The organism is Albimonas sp. (assembly GCF_055129145.1).
Window position 1 is genome coordinate 17389 of record NZ_JBSRTQ010000006.1, and the last position, 13668, is coordinate 31056.

The 13668-nt window shown below is 73.1% G+C and carries 11 protein-coding genes; 6 read left to right on the forward strand and 5 right to left on the reverse strand.

Translation table 11 applies throughout. The annotated features are described in order from the left end of the window. Positions 1 to 64: 64 nt before the first annotated feature. From ACTB72_RS01910 to ACTB72_RS01920, 3 genes are all read right to left on the reverse strand, one after another. Complete coding sequence (locus ACTB72_RS01910) at positions 65 to 2911, reverse strand: DUF4159 domain-containing protein (RefSeq protein ID WP_463035286.1); 2847 nt, start codon at positions 2909 to 2911, stop codon at positions 65 to 67. A 63-nt stretch (positions 2912 to 2974) separates the two neighbouring features. Beyond that, complete coding sequence (locus tag ACTB72_RS01915; protein WP_463035287.1) at positions 2975 to 3883, reverse strand: DUF58 domain-containing protein; 909 nt, start codon at positions 3881 to 3883, stop codon at positions 2975 to 2977. Continuing rightward, entirely contained in the window at positions 3880 to 4896 is a 1017-nt protein-coding gene (locus tag ACTB72_RS01920) for an AAA family ATPase (RefSeq protein WP_463035288.1), read from the reverse strand. The genes ACTB72_RS01915 and ACTB72_RS01920 overlap by 4 nt, the downstream gene beginning before the upstream one ends. Positions 4897 to 5075: 179 nt before the next feature. On the opposite strand from ACTB72_RS01920, the gene ACTB72_RS01925 reads away from it, so the two are divergent. The 5 genes from ACTB72_RS01925 to ACTB72_RS01945 all read left to right on the forward strand — a co-directional run bounded on the left by ACTB72_RS01925 (position 5076) and on the right by ACTB72_RS01945 (position 9222). Further along, positions 5076 to 5696 (forward strand): DUF1285 domain-containing protein, encoded by a 621-nt coding sequence (locus ACTB72_RS01925; protein WP_463035289.1) that lies wholly within the window; start codon positions 5076 to 5078, stop codon positions 5694 to 5696. Between the two features lie 201 nt (positions 5697 to 5897). Next, positions 5898 to 6287: a hypothetical protein gene (locus ACTB72_RS01930; protein ID WP_463035290.1), complete on the forward strand. Its 390-nt coding sequence runs from the start codon at positions 5898 to 5900 to the stop codon at positions 6285 to 6287. A 148-nt stretch (positions 6288 to 6435) separates the two neighbouring features. Then, positions 6436 to 7158, forward strand: a complete 723-nt coding sequence (locus ACTB72_RS01935; protein ID WP_463035291.1) for a CoA pyrophosphatase — start codon at positions 6436 to 6438, stop codon at positions 7156 to 7158. Between the two features lie 55 nt (positions 7159 to 7213). Then, the gene (locus ACTB72_RS01940) at positions 7214 to 8461 is read left to right on the forward strand and encodes a CCA tRNA nucleotidyltransferase (protein ID WP_463035292.1); all 1248 of its coding nucleotides are present in this window, start codon (positions 7214 to 7216) and stop codon (positions 8459 to 8461) included. A 119-nt stretch (positions 8462 to 8580) separates the two neighbouring features. Continuing rightward, positions 8581 to 9222, forward strand: coding sequence for a LysE family translocator (locus tag ACTB72_RS01945; RefSeq protein ID WP_463035293.1), 642 nt, complete (start codon positions 8581 to 8583; stop codon positions 9220 to 9222). A 5-nt stretch (positions 9223 to 9227) separates the two neighbouring features. Here the strand turns inward: ACTB72_RS01945 and ACTB72_RS01950 are convergent, their stop codons facing one another. Next, a complete protein-coding gene (locus ACTB72_RS01950; RefSeq protein WP_463035294.1) occupies positions 9228 to 9827 on the reverse strand; it encodes a hypothetical protein in 600 nt (199 codons plus the stop codon). Between the two features lie 232 nt (positions 9828 to 10059). Here ACTB72_RS01950 and ACTB72_RS01955 point away from each other — a divergent pair, with 232 nt between their 5' ends. Next, positions 10060 to 10707 carry a VPLPA-CTERM sorting domain-containing protein gene (locus tag ACTB72_RS01955; RefSeq protein WP_463035295.1) on the forward strand — a complete coding sequence of 216 codons (648 nt, stop codon included), beginning with the start codon at positions 10060 to 10062 and terminating at the stop codon, positions 10705 to 10707. A 53-nt stretch (positions 10708 to 10760) separates the two neighbouring features. Here ACTB72_RS01955 and fdhF read toward each other — a convergent pair whose 3' ends face one another. Next, positions 10761 to 13538, reverse strand: coding sequence for a formate dehydrogenase subunit alpha (gene fdhF, locus ACTB72_RS01960; protein ID WP_463035296.1), 2778 nt, complete (start codon positions 13536 to 13538; stop codon positions 10761 to 10763). Positions 13539 to 13668 lie beyond the last annotated feature (130 nt).

Here is a 13668-nt window from a genome sequence, read left to right on the forward strand (position 1 = left end):
GCGCGGGCTCCGTTCGCGCAGCCGGCCGCGGGGCGGGAGGCCCCGCGGCGATGCGCGTCAAAGGTCAATTTCCAAGCCGCTCCAGCAGCGCCGGCACATGCACCTGGTCCGACTTGTAGGAGCCGGTCAGCACATACATCACCAGGTTCACGCCGAAGCGGAACGCCATCTCGCGCTGACGGCCGCCATCGCGCCCCACGGGGGCGAGGAAGTCGCCGCGGTCGTTCACCGCCCAGGCCGCGGCCCAGTCGGCCCCGCCGATCACCACCGGCGACACGCCGTCGTTGAGGGCCCGGAACGGGGTCTCGCCGGCCGGCTGGTCGGCGGGGTCGGGGGTCGCCTCCAGCCACAGCTCGCCCCCGCGCCACCGGCCCGGGAAGTCCTGCAGCAGGTAGAAGGTGCGGGTCAGCACATGGTCGGAGGGCGCGGGCTCCAGCGGCGGCAGGTCGAGATCGGCGGCGAGGCGCCGCAGCGCCCGCCCCTCCGGCGTGCCCGAACCGGGGCCCGAGGCGAGATTGGCGTCGCGGGTGTCGAAGACGATCATGCCCCCGGTGCGGGTGAAGGCGTTGAGCCGCGCGTAGGCCGCGTCCGAGGGCGTGGCCATGTCGGCGGAGATCGGCCAGTAGAGCAGCGGGTAGAAGGCGAGCTCGTCGCGTTCCAGATCCACCCCGATCGGGTCGGCCGGCTCCACCGCCGTGCGCGCGGCGAGCACGCGCGAGAGCCCGGTCAGCCCGGCGGCGGAGGTCCGGTCGACCTCCGCATCCCCGGTCAGCACATAGGCGAGCACGGTGTCGCCGGTCGCGGCCAGCGCACGGGCGTCGGCCTCCCGGTTCGGGGTCGTCTCCTGGGCCTGCGCCGGCGCGACGCCGGGCGGCAAAGCCAGTCCCGCGGCCAGCGCCAGGGCGAGACCCGCGGCCGTCCGCATCCGGGCGCCGCGCAGCCGGCCGGAGACGGCCAGCGCCGCCACCGCGTCCACCGCCAGCAGGATCAGGGCCAGCGCCAGCAGCGGGCCCTGAAGGTCGCGCTCTTCGGCCCGGGTCATCCGCTCCACCCGCGCGCCGGCGGGGGGGGCGGGGGCGGGCGAAAGCTCGGCGTCCGCGGCGGAGAGGTTCACCGCCACCGCCCGGTCGCCGGAGATGTAGATGCCCGGAGGGGCGTCCGGCCCCGGCCGCGCCTCCACCAGCCGCGCGCCCTGCACGCCGCGCAGACGCCCCGGCTCCGCCGGGCGGCCATAGCCGTCGAGCACCATCGAGGGAGTCCAGATCGCGCCCTCCAGCGCCTCCAGCGTGGCGCTTGATCCCGCGGAGGCGGCCAGCGCCAGCCGCTCCAGCATCTGCACGAACAGGCCCGAGAGCGGCAGCGTCGACCATTCGGCGTTGGCGGTGACGTGGAAGAACACCACCCGGCCGAGGCCCCGGTCCGCCGCCGTCACCAGGGGCGTGCCGTCGGCGAGCGTCGCCAGCGTGCGCGCCGCCAGATCCGGCCCCGGCTGCGCCAGCACCTGACGCGAGACGGTCACGTCGGGGGCGACGGCGAGGCCGGCGAACACCCCTTCGGGCGGGAACGGGCGTACGGCCTGCGGGGCCTCCCAGCTCATCGCCCCGCCCACGGCGCGGCCGCCCGCGCGCAGGCGCACCGGCATCAGCGGGTCTTCGTCGGTCCGGCCGTCGCGCAGGGCGTCGGTCTCGGCCCGCGCGGTGCGGGGGCCGGCGAAGCGGACCAGCAGGCCGCCGGCCTCCATCCAAGCGGTCAGCGCCGCGCGGTCGGTGTCGTTGATCACGCCCAGATCCGCGAGGATGATCGCGTCCGGCCCGCTTTCGATCAGCATCGCCAGATCGCCCTCCACCACCTCCGCCGTCGGCTGCAGCGCCGAGCGGAGGTAATGCAGTTGCGAGGTCAGCGGCCGGGCGCCGGCGTCGTCCTCGCCCGAGATCAGCCCGACCCGTTTGCGCCGCACCGCGTCGTCGGCCAGCGCCACGCCGCCGGCGGAGGCGCCGGTGAGGATGGCGATCCGCTCCACCTGATTGCGCAGCTCCAGCGGCAGATCGAAGACCAGATCGGCCTCGTTCCCGCCTTCCTCGAACCGGGCTTCGGCGAGGGCCAGCCGACGCTCCCCCCCCTGCGGCCCGCGGCCGATGGCGGCGGCGGAAACGGGGCGCGGCCCTTCGGCGGCGTCGGCGCGGAACGCGGTGGCGACCAGCGCCCCCTCCGCCAGCACCGGCGGGCGCAGCCCAAGCGCCAGACGGTCGGGGCCGATCACGGTCAGCGGGCCGGCGGCGGACAGCGCATCGGCCAGATCGCTCTCGACCTCCTGCGCGTCATGGGCGAGGCCGTCGGTCAGCCACAGCGTCTCATAGCCGCCCAGATCCTCGGCCATCGCGTCCGCGGTTTCGGCGAAGCCGGCGCGGTCGGGGGCCCAGGCGGCGGGGGCGAGCGCCTCCAGCGCGCCGCGCCATTCGGCGGCGGGGCGGGGGTTGGGGCGTTCGCCCGGCGCGCGGGTCTGGGCGAGGTCGACGAGGATCACGGCGCGGTCCGCCCGCTCCGCCTGATCCAGCGCCTCCATCGCCCTTGCGCGGCGCGCCTCCCAATCGGGCGCGGAGCCCCAGCCGCTGTCCATCAAGATCATCAGCGGCCCCGCCCCCGCGAGGTCGGCCGAGGGGTTCTGGATCGGGCGGGCGAAGGCGAAGATCACCGCGGCGATGGCCGCGAGGCGCAGCAGCAGCAGCCACCACGGCGTCCGCTCCGGCATCCGCTCCGGGTCCTGGAGGCCGAGCAGCAGGCGCACGCCGGGGAAGAGCACGCGCCGCGGCGCGGGCGGCGTGGCGCGCAGCAGCCACCACAAGAGCGGCAGCGCGGCGAGCGCCGCCAGCAGCCAGGGGTTGAGAAAGGCGACGGCCCCGACGCTCAGCATGACGCGGCCTCCCGGGACGGGGAGAGCGCGCGATGAGCGGAACGCGGGGCGCGGCGGGTCAAATCAAAAATCTCCGATGGCGCCGTAGAGCCACAGCAGCGCCTTGCGCGGGCTCTCGTCGGTGCGGTGGATCAGGCAGCGCCAGCCGCAGCGGCGGGCGGTGTCCATCAGGTCGGCGCGGCGTTCGGCGAGACGTTCCAGATACGCCTCCCGCAGCCCACGGGCGCGGTGGGTCTCGAAGCTGACCGCGCCGCCGAGGCTTTGCAGCACCAGGCGTCCGTCGAAGGGAAAGCTCTCCTCCGCCGGGTCGACGATCTGGACATAGGCGCCCGACACGCCGCGTTCGGCGGCATGGATCAGCGCGGGGAACACCTCTTCCCGCGGGCCCATGAAATCCGACAGGAACACCGCCTTGCCGCCCGAGACCAGCGCGGTGCGGGGCGGCGCGCCGAAATCGGGGCGATCTTCGGCCACGCGCGACAGCTCCAGCGCCATGCGCATCAGCTGCGGCGACCCGGTGGAGGGGCGCGCCGCCTGGGTGCCGAGCAGGCTGGTGCGTTCGCCGCCGCGGATCAGCAGCACGCCCAGCGCCATCGCCAGCAGGCGGGCGCGCTCGGCCTTGGAGCGGGGCGCGAGGTCGGAGCGGTAGTCCATGCTCTGCGCCGGATCGACCCAGAGGGTGACGGTCTGCGCCGCCTCCCACTCCATCTCCCGGATGTAATACTGGTCGGAGCGGCCCGAACGGCGCCAGTCGATGGCGGTGGCCGGGTCGCCGGGCATGGCCTGACGATACTGCCAGAACGTCTCCCCCGGACCGGACCGCCGCCGCCCGTGCACGCCGGGCACGGTCGAGGCGGCCAGCCGTTCCGCCGCCGCCAGCAACGGCGGCAGCGCGCCCGAGACCTGCTCGGCGTCGCGTCTGAGCCAGGCGGGGCTGCCGCGGTCCGTGGAGGTCCCGGGCGCGCCGCTCACGCGGCGGCCTCGCGCGGGGCGTCGAGCGCGCGGGCGGCGAGATCGTCGATCACCGCCTCGATGGTCTGCCCCTCGGCTTTCGCCGAGAAGGTCAGCGCCATGCGGTGCTTGAGCGCCGGGCGGGCGAGCGCCCTGACGTCGGCCACCGAGGGCGCCAGCCGCTGTTCCAGCAACGCCTTGGCGCGCACCGCCATCATCAGCGCCTGGGCTGCCCGGGGCCCGGGACCCCAGGCGACGGTGCGGTTGACCTCGTCGGTCGCCTCCGGCTCTCCGGGACGGGCGGAGCGGACGAGGGCCAGGATCGCCTCCATCACGCTGTCGCCCACCGGCATCCGGCGGACGAGACGCTGGGCCGCGATCAGCGACGCGGCGTCGAACACCGGCTCCGCCATCGCGTCGTCGAGCCCGGTGGTCGCCATCAGGATCGCGCGTTCGGCATCCAGCGTCGGGTAATCGACGTCCACCTGCAGCAGGAAGCGGTCGAGCTGCGCCTCGGGCAACGGATAGGTGCCCTCCTGCTCGATCGGGTTCTGGGTGGCGAGGACGTGGAAGGGTTTGGGAAGCGGACGATTCGCGCCGGCGACCGTCACTTCGCGTTCCTGCATCGCCTGCAGCAGCGCCGACTGGGTGCGGGGCGAGGCGCGGTTGATCTCGTCCGCCATCAGCAGCTGGCAGAAGATCGGGCCCTGGATGAAGCGGAAGGCGCGGCCGCCGCCGGCCGCCTCCTCCAGCACTTCGGCGCCCAGGATATCGGCCGGCATCAGGTCCGGCGTGAACTGGATGCGGTTCGCGTCCAGCCCCATCACGCCGCCCAGCGTCTCCACCAGACGGGTCTTGGCGAGTCCGGGCGCGCCGACCAGCAGCGCGTGACCGCCCGACAACAGCGCGTTGAGCGTCAGGTCGACGACCGTCTCCTGCCCGATCACCCGCCGCGCCACTTGCGCGCGCGCCCGGCTCAGGGTCTCCCCGAGCCGTTCGATTTCGGCCACGAGGTCGTCGCTTGCATCGCTCATCAGATCTCTCCGGCAGGCGCGGGGCCGCGACGCATTGGGCGCGGGCGGGCGCGGAACTTGGTCCGGTCGGGGCGCGCGTCGTGTCGCAAGGATCGCGTCCCGGTCTTTGAAACAGTAGGGCGGGCGACTAGCTTGTCCAAGGGCGCTGCTGTCGCCGCACCCGCGAAACGGAGGAAACCATGGCCCCCGCCGATCAACAGGTCGCGAGCCCGACCCCCGCGCCCGATGCCGAGGGACTGGCCGCATCGATCAAGCAGGCCGGGACGCGCACGCGCGGTCCGGCCCCCGTCCACCTTTGGAACCCGCCCTTCTGCGGCGATCTCGACATCCGAATCGCCCGGGACGGGACCTGGTGGTATCTGGGCACACCCATAGGCCGGATTCCGTTAGTGAAACTTTTCGCTTCGGTGCTCCGGAAGGACGGAGACGACTATTTTCTCGTCACTCCGGTGGAGAAAGTCGGAATCCGGGTCGATGACGCGCCCTTCCTGGCCGTCGACTTCACCATAGCCGACCCCGGCGGCCCGGCGCAGGCGCTCACCTTCTCCACCAGTCTCGACGACGCGGCGGAGGCCGGACCCGACCACCCGATCCGCGTCGCCCGCGATCCGGAGTCCGGCGAGCCTTCGCCCTACATCCTGATGCGCACCAATCTGGAGGCGCTGATCGACCGCAAGAGCTTCTACCGCCTGATCGAGGTCGGCGAGCATCGCGAGATCGACGGCGCCCGCTGGTTCGGCCTGCGGTCCCACGGGGAATTCTTCCCGATCATCCCCTCGGCCGAGTTGCCGGAAGACTGAGGCCCCCGCCTCCGCCCTGCCCGCCCCTGCCCTGCCCCGTCGAAAGGATCCGGCCTGACCGAAAGGATAGGGCGGCGGCGCGGAAGGGTGCGGCGGCGATCCGGCCGCACGCTCGAACCATGTCGTAAACCCGGGCAAATCTTTCCTTGCCGCCCCGACGGAGCCCGCCGCTCCTCCCGCCCAAGCTGCAAGGAATCCGCCATGACCTCTCCCGCGTTCACCGCCGCCCTCGCCGCCGACGACGTCCCGCCGACCTTGCGGGCCGATGTGGTCGAGCGTCTGGCGCTGGCGGTTTCGGCCCGGCTGCGCGGCCGGCTGTTCGCGGCGGAGACCCGGATCGAGGCGGCCCTGACCGACGACGAGCGCTTCCTGGCGCAGGATGCGGCCGACGAGCTGGTCTGGCTGCTGGGCCGGATCGACCTGCATGTCGCCATCGCCCGCGACAGCCGGGGCGGGATGGTCGAGCTCGACCCCGCCCTGCATGAGGTGCTGACCGCGAGCGGCAAGCTCGCCCCCTTCCCCACGCGTCGCAGCCCCGCGCCGGAGCCCGGGACCCGCGCCCCCTGCGCGGCGGGCTTCACCGTCGCCTGAGCCCGCCGCCCCGTCGGGCGCGTCGAACGCCCGCCGGCCGCAATCGGGAGGGGACTTGCCCGCCCCCCTCTCTCCCGGCGCCCGGGTTTCGCCTGCGCGGGGCATGCAGATGCTTGCCCCATCGCTCGAGTTGCGCCACTTGATGGGAATGACCGACGCGATTTCGCCCCAATTCACCGCACCACCCGCCGGCGACGCGCCCTTCGCCGCCATCGACGCGGCCATGGTCCGCGCCGCGGTGCTGCACGGGCGCCCGGGCGAAAGCTCCGACTTCGACCTGCTGCCCGGCGGCCGGCCCGGGCGCGCGACCGCCCCCCTGCGGCTCGCCGGGGTGCTCTGCCCGCTGGTCGACCGCGGCGACGGGCTGCGCGTGATCCTCACCCGGCGCGCCGATCACCTGCGCCAGCATGCGGGCCAGGTCGCCTTCCCCGGCGGGCGTATGGACCCGACCGACCCCACGCTGCTCCACGCCGCCCTGCGCGAGGCGGAGGAGGAGATCGGCCTCCTGCCTCGCCAGGTCGATATCTTCGGCCGGATCGACGGGCATGAGACCGGCACCGGCTACGCCATCACCCCCTTCGTCGGCCTCGTCGACCCGGATTTCGCGCCGCGCGCCGACCCTTCGGAAGTGGCGGAGGTGTTCGAGCCGCCGCTCGCCTTCCTGATGGATCCCGCCAACCGGCGGATGGAGACGCGCTTTTTCCAGGGGCGCGACCGGCATTATTACGCGATGCCGTGGGAGGGGCGGTATATCTGGGGCGCCACCGCGCGGATGCTGGTGGGCCTGTCGGAGCGGCTGGAGATGCTGGCCGGCCGCGCGCCCGACCGCGAAGACCCGGTCCGCGGCGCGCCCGACCGCGACGCCCGCTGATGCCGCCGCCCGCGCCGTTCGCAAAAAACACGCCGTTCGCCCACGAAAGGACGTCATGACCATCGAGGCCGAAGACGCCCGCGCCAACCGCGGCGGATCGCCCTCCGTCGCCGATGACGAGGCCGGGGGCGGCGCCGACCGGCTCGACGCCGCCTGGCTGCGCGATCCCGCGGCGCGCGAGATCTGCGCGGCGCTGGAGGCCGGCGGCGCCCGGCTCTATTTCGTCGGCGGCTGCGTGCGCAACGAACTGCTGGGTCTGCCGGTGCGCGACCTCGACCTCGCCACCGACGCCGAGCCGGAGGAGGTCCAGCGCCTGCTCGACGCCGCCGGGATCCGCCATGTGCCCACCGGGGTCGAGCACGGCACCGTCACCGCCGTCCTGCGCAATCGTGGCTTCGAGATCACCACCTTCCGACGCGACGTGACCACCGACGGGCGTCATGCCGAAGTGGCCTTCGGGGCGAACCTGGTCGAGGACGCCGCCCGGCGCGATTTCACCATGAACGCCCTCTACGCCGCGCCCGACGGCACGCTGCTCGACCCGGTGGGCGAGGGGCTGGCCGACCTGCGCGCCCGGCGCGTCCGCTTCATCGGCGACGCCGACGCCCGCATCGCCGAAGACCGGCTGCGGATCCTGCGCTTCTTCCGGTTCCACGCGCTTTACGGCGATCCGTGGCGGGGGATCGACGCGGGCGGGCTCGCCGCCTGCGCCGCCGCCGCCGAGGGGGTGGAGACGCTGGCGCGCGAGCGGATCGGGGCCGAGATGCGCAAGCTGCTGGGCGCCGACGATCCCGGCCCCGCGCTTTGCGCCATGCAGGCCTGCGGGGTGCTGGCGCGGGTGCTGCCGGGGGCCGACGCGGCTTCGGTGGCGCCGCTGGTGGCGATGGAGGCGCGCACCGCGCCCCTGGTCGACTGGAAGCGCCGACTGGTCGTGATGGGCGTGACCCCCGACGACGCCGCCGCTTGGCTGCGCCTGAGCCGGGCCGAGCTGCGTGCGCTGCGCGCCATCCGCGCCGCGCTGGCGGAGGACGCCCCGGCCGCCCAGACCGCCTATCGCCACGGGGCCGAGGCCGCCCGCGACGCCGCCCTGCTGCGCGCCGCGGCGACCGGAGCGCCCCCGCCCCGCACCCTGCAGCGCGACATCGCCCGCGGCGCGACCGCCAGCTTCCCGGTCGCCGCCGACGACCTTCTGGCCCGCGGCATGAAGCCCGGCCCCGCGCTCGGCCGCAGGCTGAACGAGCTCGAGAACCTCTGGGTCGCCTCCGACTTCACGCTGTCGCGGGGCGCGATGCTCGACAGCTGACGCCCCCTCGCGCCGCTTATGAGCCTGTTCACAACCCGTGATTTGACCTTTCGACCGCTTGCCCGCAGGCTCCGTGAAAAGTCAGTTCTGCTGACGTATAACCGGCATGGGAGGCCCCGGTGATCCAGACGATGTTCGACGGCGTGTCGCTGGAAACCGTGGCCGCCATCGGCGCCATGGCGCTGGCCGGGACCTGGTCGCCGGGGCCCAACAACGCGCTGCTTTCGGCCTCGGGCGCCCGTTTCGGGTTCCGCGCCACGCTGCCGCATGCGCGCGGCGTGGCGCTGGGCTATCCGGTGATGCTGTTCGCGCTGGCGCTCGGGCTGGGGGCGGTGTTTCGCCAGAGCGAGCTGCTGCGCGAGACCCTCCGCTGGGGGGGCGCGGCCTTGCTGCTCTGGCTCGCCTGGCGGACCGCGACGGCGCCGGCGCCCGGCAAGGGGCGCGGGCGGGACCGGCCGTTCACATTCCTGGAGGCGGCCGCCTTTCAGTGGGTGAATCCCAAGGCCTGGGTGATGAGCCTCGCCGTGATCTCGCAATTCGCCGATGGCGCGGCGCCGGTGCGCGACGCAGCTGTGATCACGGCCGTCTATGTGTGTTCGGGACTGGGTTCGGCCCATGCCTGGGCGGGGCTGGGGGCGGCGATCGGGCGGTTTCTGGGCGAGGGCTGGCGGCTTCGGGCGTTCAACGTGGCGATGGCGCTTTTGCTGCTGGTCGGGGTCGCGGTGCTGCTGACCGAGGACCTGACCCCCCCGCCCGCATAGGAAAATCAGAGCCCGGCCACCCGCGCCGCCTCCGCCCGCCACCAGGGGAGGCTCGTCAGCCGACGGCGCAGGGCGGTGTCGGTGGCGGCGGGGGCGTTTGCGATGTAGCGGACCGCCTCGTCCCGCGCCGGGCCGGTCAGGGACAGCAGCCAGGCCTCCGCCGCCGCGTGGTCGAAGGGGCGGCCGGCGACGTCCGAAAAATTGGCGGGGAGCTCGGTCCAGACCACACCGGCGGCGCCGGTGGCGGCACACCACGCCTCGGCCGCCGGCGCGATTTTCCCAACGATCACAGATCCATCCCGGCTCCACGCGCCGATATTCGCCTCGGCCGAGCGTTCGCGCCGCGCCAGATCCGCCCGCGCCTCCGCCACCGACCCGCGCACGGAAACAATGGCGTGGGAGGGGCATGGCGACCCGTGCTCGGGGTCGACGCAGACCACCAGCCCCATCAGCCGCTTCGGCGAGATCCGCGAGAATTCGAGCGGCATCGCCGGGCCGGCATCCATGAACCACGGGCCCGAAACATGGGGGGCGAGGTCGTCCAGATCCCAGATCAGCGAGCCATAGCCGAGGATGACCACCCGGTCGCGAAACGCCTCGATCATCGCCCGAAACCCCCGTGTGAAAAGCGTGCACCGAACGTGCACCGAGCGTGCACCGGTTTCGGGCATACGACGACGGGCGGCGCACGGCCAGCCCGTCGCCGTCCCGTTCCCAAAGGGCGCGTGCGCGCGAAAGATTTTCGTCACAACACGCACGAAGCATCTGCGCAAAGCTGCCGATCCGCGCTAGCGATGAGCGCGTCGCAACGCGTGCTCACCAGAAGGCTGTTCCCAGATGAGATCCAATATCGCGGCCCTTGCGCTGGGGATCCTCGCGATCGCCGCTTCGCCCGCCATGGCGACGGTGGTGCAGGTCGGCGACGTCGCCGGCATGACCCAGGGCGCCTACACGCTCGACAACCTCGACGACCTGACCTTCGTTCCCGGCTTCACCGCCTCGAGCGCGAGCGGGCTCCTCACCGCCAATTCGGATTGGGCGCCCGCCTACCATTCAGGTTCGGCAGGGCTCGCCACCGGCCGCACCGCCGACGTGACCCCGCTGACTCTGAGCTTCGCGACGCCCACCTCCTCGGTCGGCCTTTGGTTCGGCAATGACGACGCGTGTTGCGAGACGGCCTTCGAGGCGGCGATGGACATCTTCGGCGCCGGGGGCAGGTTCATCGACACCATCGCCGTCGCGGCCAACATGAACGACGCCGTCGACCAGTTCATCGGCTTCGTCAGCGACGAGGCGATCTGGTCGGTGACGATGCGCTACGGCGGCGGCGTCTCCGGCGGGCCATACGCCGAGCTCTTCGTCGTGGTGGACGACCTGATGTTCAACAGCGTCGGCGCGTCCGCCGTGCCGCTTCCCGCCGCGGCGCCGCTGCTGATCGCAGGCCTCGGCGGGCTGGCGATGATCCGGCGGCGGCGCCGCGCCTGACGAGAGCGGCTTCGAGGATGACGCGCCGCCCCCTGCCCTGGGGGCGGCGTTTCTCATTCCGCAGGGGCCGGGGCGATCAGGCGGACCCGGCACGCCGAAAACTTGAATTCGGGGATCTTGCCCACCGGGTCGAGCGCGGGGTTGGTGAGCAGGTTGGCGGCGGCCTCGACGAAGGCGAAGGGGATGAAGACCATGTCCTCGGCCACCGCCCGGTCGGCGCGGGCCGAAAGGCGGATGGCGCCGCGGCGGGTCTCGACCTCCAGCAGGTCGCCGGGCCAGGCGCCGAGTTTTTTCAGCGTCTGGGGGTGGAGGGCGGCCGTCGCCTCTGGCTCCAGCGCATCGAGGGTGGTCGCGCGGCGGGTCATGGCGCCGGTGTGCCAGTGCTCCAGCATCCGGCCGGTGGTGAGGATCAGGGGGTAGTCGGCGTCGGGGACCTCGGCCGGCGGGGTGATGCGGGCGGGGGCGAAGCGGGCGCGGCCTGACGGGCGGGGGAAACGGTCGCCGAAGACGACGGACGCGCCGGGGTCCGTGGGGCCGGTGGTGGGGTAGGTGACGGCGCCTTCGGCGGCGAGCCGGTCCCAGGTGATGTGGTCGAGCGACGGCATGCCGGCGGCCATCTCGGCGTAGATCTCGCGCGGGTGCGCGTAGCGCCAGCCGAGGCCGAGGCGATTGGCGAGGTCTTGCGTGATCTCCCAGTCCGGGCGCGCCTGCCCCGGAGGGGCGACGGCGGGGCGGCCCATCTGCACGGTGCGATTGGTATTCGTCACCGTGCCGGTCTTTTCCGGCCAGGCGGCGGCGGGGAGGATCACGTCGGCGAACATCGCGGTCTCGGTCAGGAACACGTCCTGGACGATGAGGTGTTCGAGGCGGGCCAGCGCCTCGCGCGCATGGGCGGCGTCGGGGTCGGACATGGCGGGGTTCTCGCCGAGCACATACATGCCCTTGATCTCGCGGGCGAAGGCCGCGTCGATGATCTCCACCACCGTCAGGCCGGGTTCGGGGGAAATCTGGGTTCCGCCCCAGAGGGTTGAGAAGAGCTCGCGGGCGGCCTGCGACGTGACGGGCTGGTAGTCCGGCAGCACCATCGGGATCAGGCCGGCGTCGGAGGCGCCCTGGACGTTGTTCTGGCCGCGGAGCGGATGCAACCCGGTTCCCGGTCGCCCGACATGGCCGCAGAGCAGCGCCAGCGCGATCAGGCAGCGCGAATTGTCGGTGCCGTGGATGTGCTGGGAGACGCCCATGCCCCAGAAGATCATGCCGGCCTTCGACGTGGCGAAGGCGCGGGCGACCTCGCGGATGGTCTCGGGGGGGACGCCGCAGAGGGGGGACATGGCTTCGGGGGTGAATTCGGCGACGTGCTCGGCGAATTCGGCGAAGTTCTCGGTGAAGGCTTCGATATACTGGCGATCCTGCAGGCCCTCGGCGACGATCACCTGCATCAACGCGTTGAGCAGGGCGACGTCCGTGCCCGGGCGGAACTGCAGCATCCGCCAGGCGTGCCGCTTCAGGCCCTGGCCGCGGGGGTCCATGACCACCAGCTTGCCGCCGCGTTTGACGAACTGCTTGAAGAAGGTGGCGGCGACCGGGTGGTTCTCGGTGGGGTTGGCGCCGATGACGATGGCGATGTCGGCATGCTCGATCTCGTTGAAGGACGCGGTGACGGCGCCGGAGCCGACGTTTTCCATCAGGGCCGCGACCGAGGAGGCGTGGCAGAGGCGGGTGCAGTGGTCGAGGTTGTTGTGGCCGAACCCCTGCCGGATGAGTTTCTGGAAGAGATAGGCCTCTTCGTTGGAGCATTTGGCGGAGCCGAAGCCGGAGACGGAGGCCCCGCCATGGACGTCGCGCAGGCGCGCGAGGCCGTGGGCGGCGTGGTCGAGCGCCTCGTCCCAGGTGGCTTCGCGGAAATGGGTCCAGGGGTTGGCGGGGTCGACGTTCAGGCCCTTGGGCGGCGCGTCGTCGCGGCGGATCAGGGGCCGGGTCAGGCGGTGGGGATGCGCGACGTAGTCGAAGCCGAAGCGGCCCTTGACGCAGAGGCGGGACTCGTTGGCGGGCCCGGGGGCGCCGTCGACCCAGGCGATTTTGCCATCCCGCAGGCGATAGTCGATCTGGCAGCCGACGCCGCAATAAGGGCAGACGGAGCGGACGGCGTCGTCGACCGCGGCGCTGTCGCCGTGGCCGGCCGCGTCCACCGCGGTCGCGGGCATCAGCGCGCCGGTCGGGCAGGCCTGCACGCATTCCCCGCAGGCGACGCAGGTCGAGGCGCCCATGGGATCATTGAAATCGAACACGATCTCGGCCGCGGCGCCCCGGCCCGCCATGCCGATCACGTCGTTGACCTGAACTTCCCGACACGCCCGGACGCAGAGCGTGCAGTGGATGCAGGCGTCGAGATCGACCCGCATCGCCACATGGCTCGCGTCCGGCGCGGGGCGGTCGGCGTCGGGTCGGGCGGGGAAGCGGGAAGCGGCGATGCCGGCGAGATCCGCCATGGCGCGGAGGTGGGAGGAACGGTCGGGCGCGGCCTCGCGCGCCGGCTGATCGGCCATCAGCAGCTCGAGCACCATGGCGCGGGCCTTTTCGGCGCGGGGGGAGGCGGCGCGGACGGCCATGCCCTCGGCCGGGGTCCGGCGGCAGGAGGGGGCGAGGACCCGCTCCCCCTCGATCTCCACCATGCAGGCGCGGCAATTGCCGTCGGCGCGATGGCCCGGCGCCTCGGTCAGGCACAGATGCGGCAGGCGGCGGCCGAGGCGCAGCGAGACCTCCCAGAGGGTCTCGTCGGGGCGGGCCTCGACCTCGGCCCCGTCGAAGGTGAAGCGGATCGGCTGGTCCATGGTCTGCCCTCCTTCGCCGGTCGCGGCATTGCGCGTCCCCCCGGCGCCCCGTCCGGTTCGCACCAGCTTAGCGCGCCCGCGGGGCGAGGTCGCGGTCCGATCGCATCCGGGGCTCGGCGGGCGCGAATGC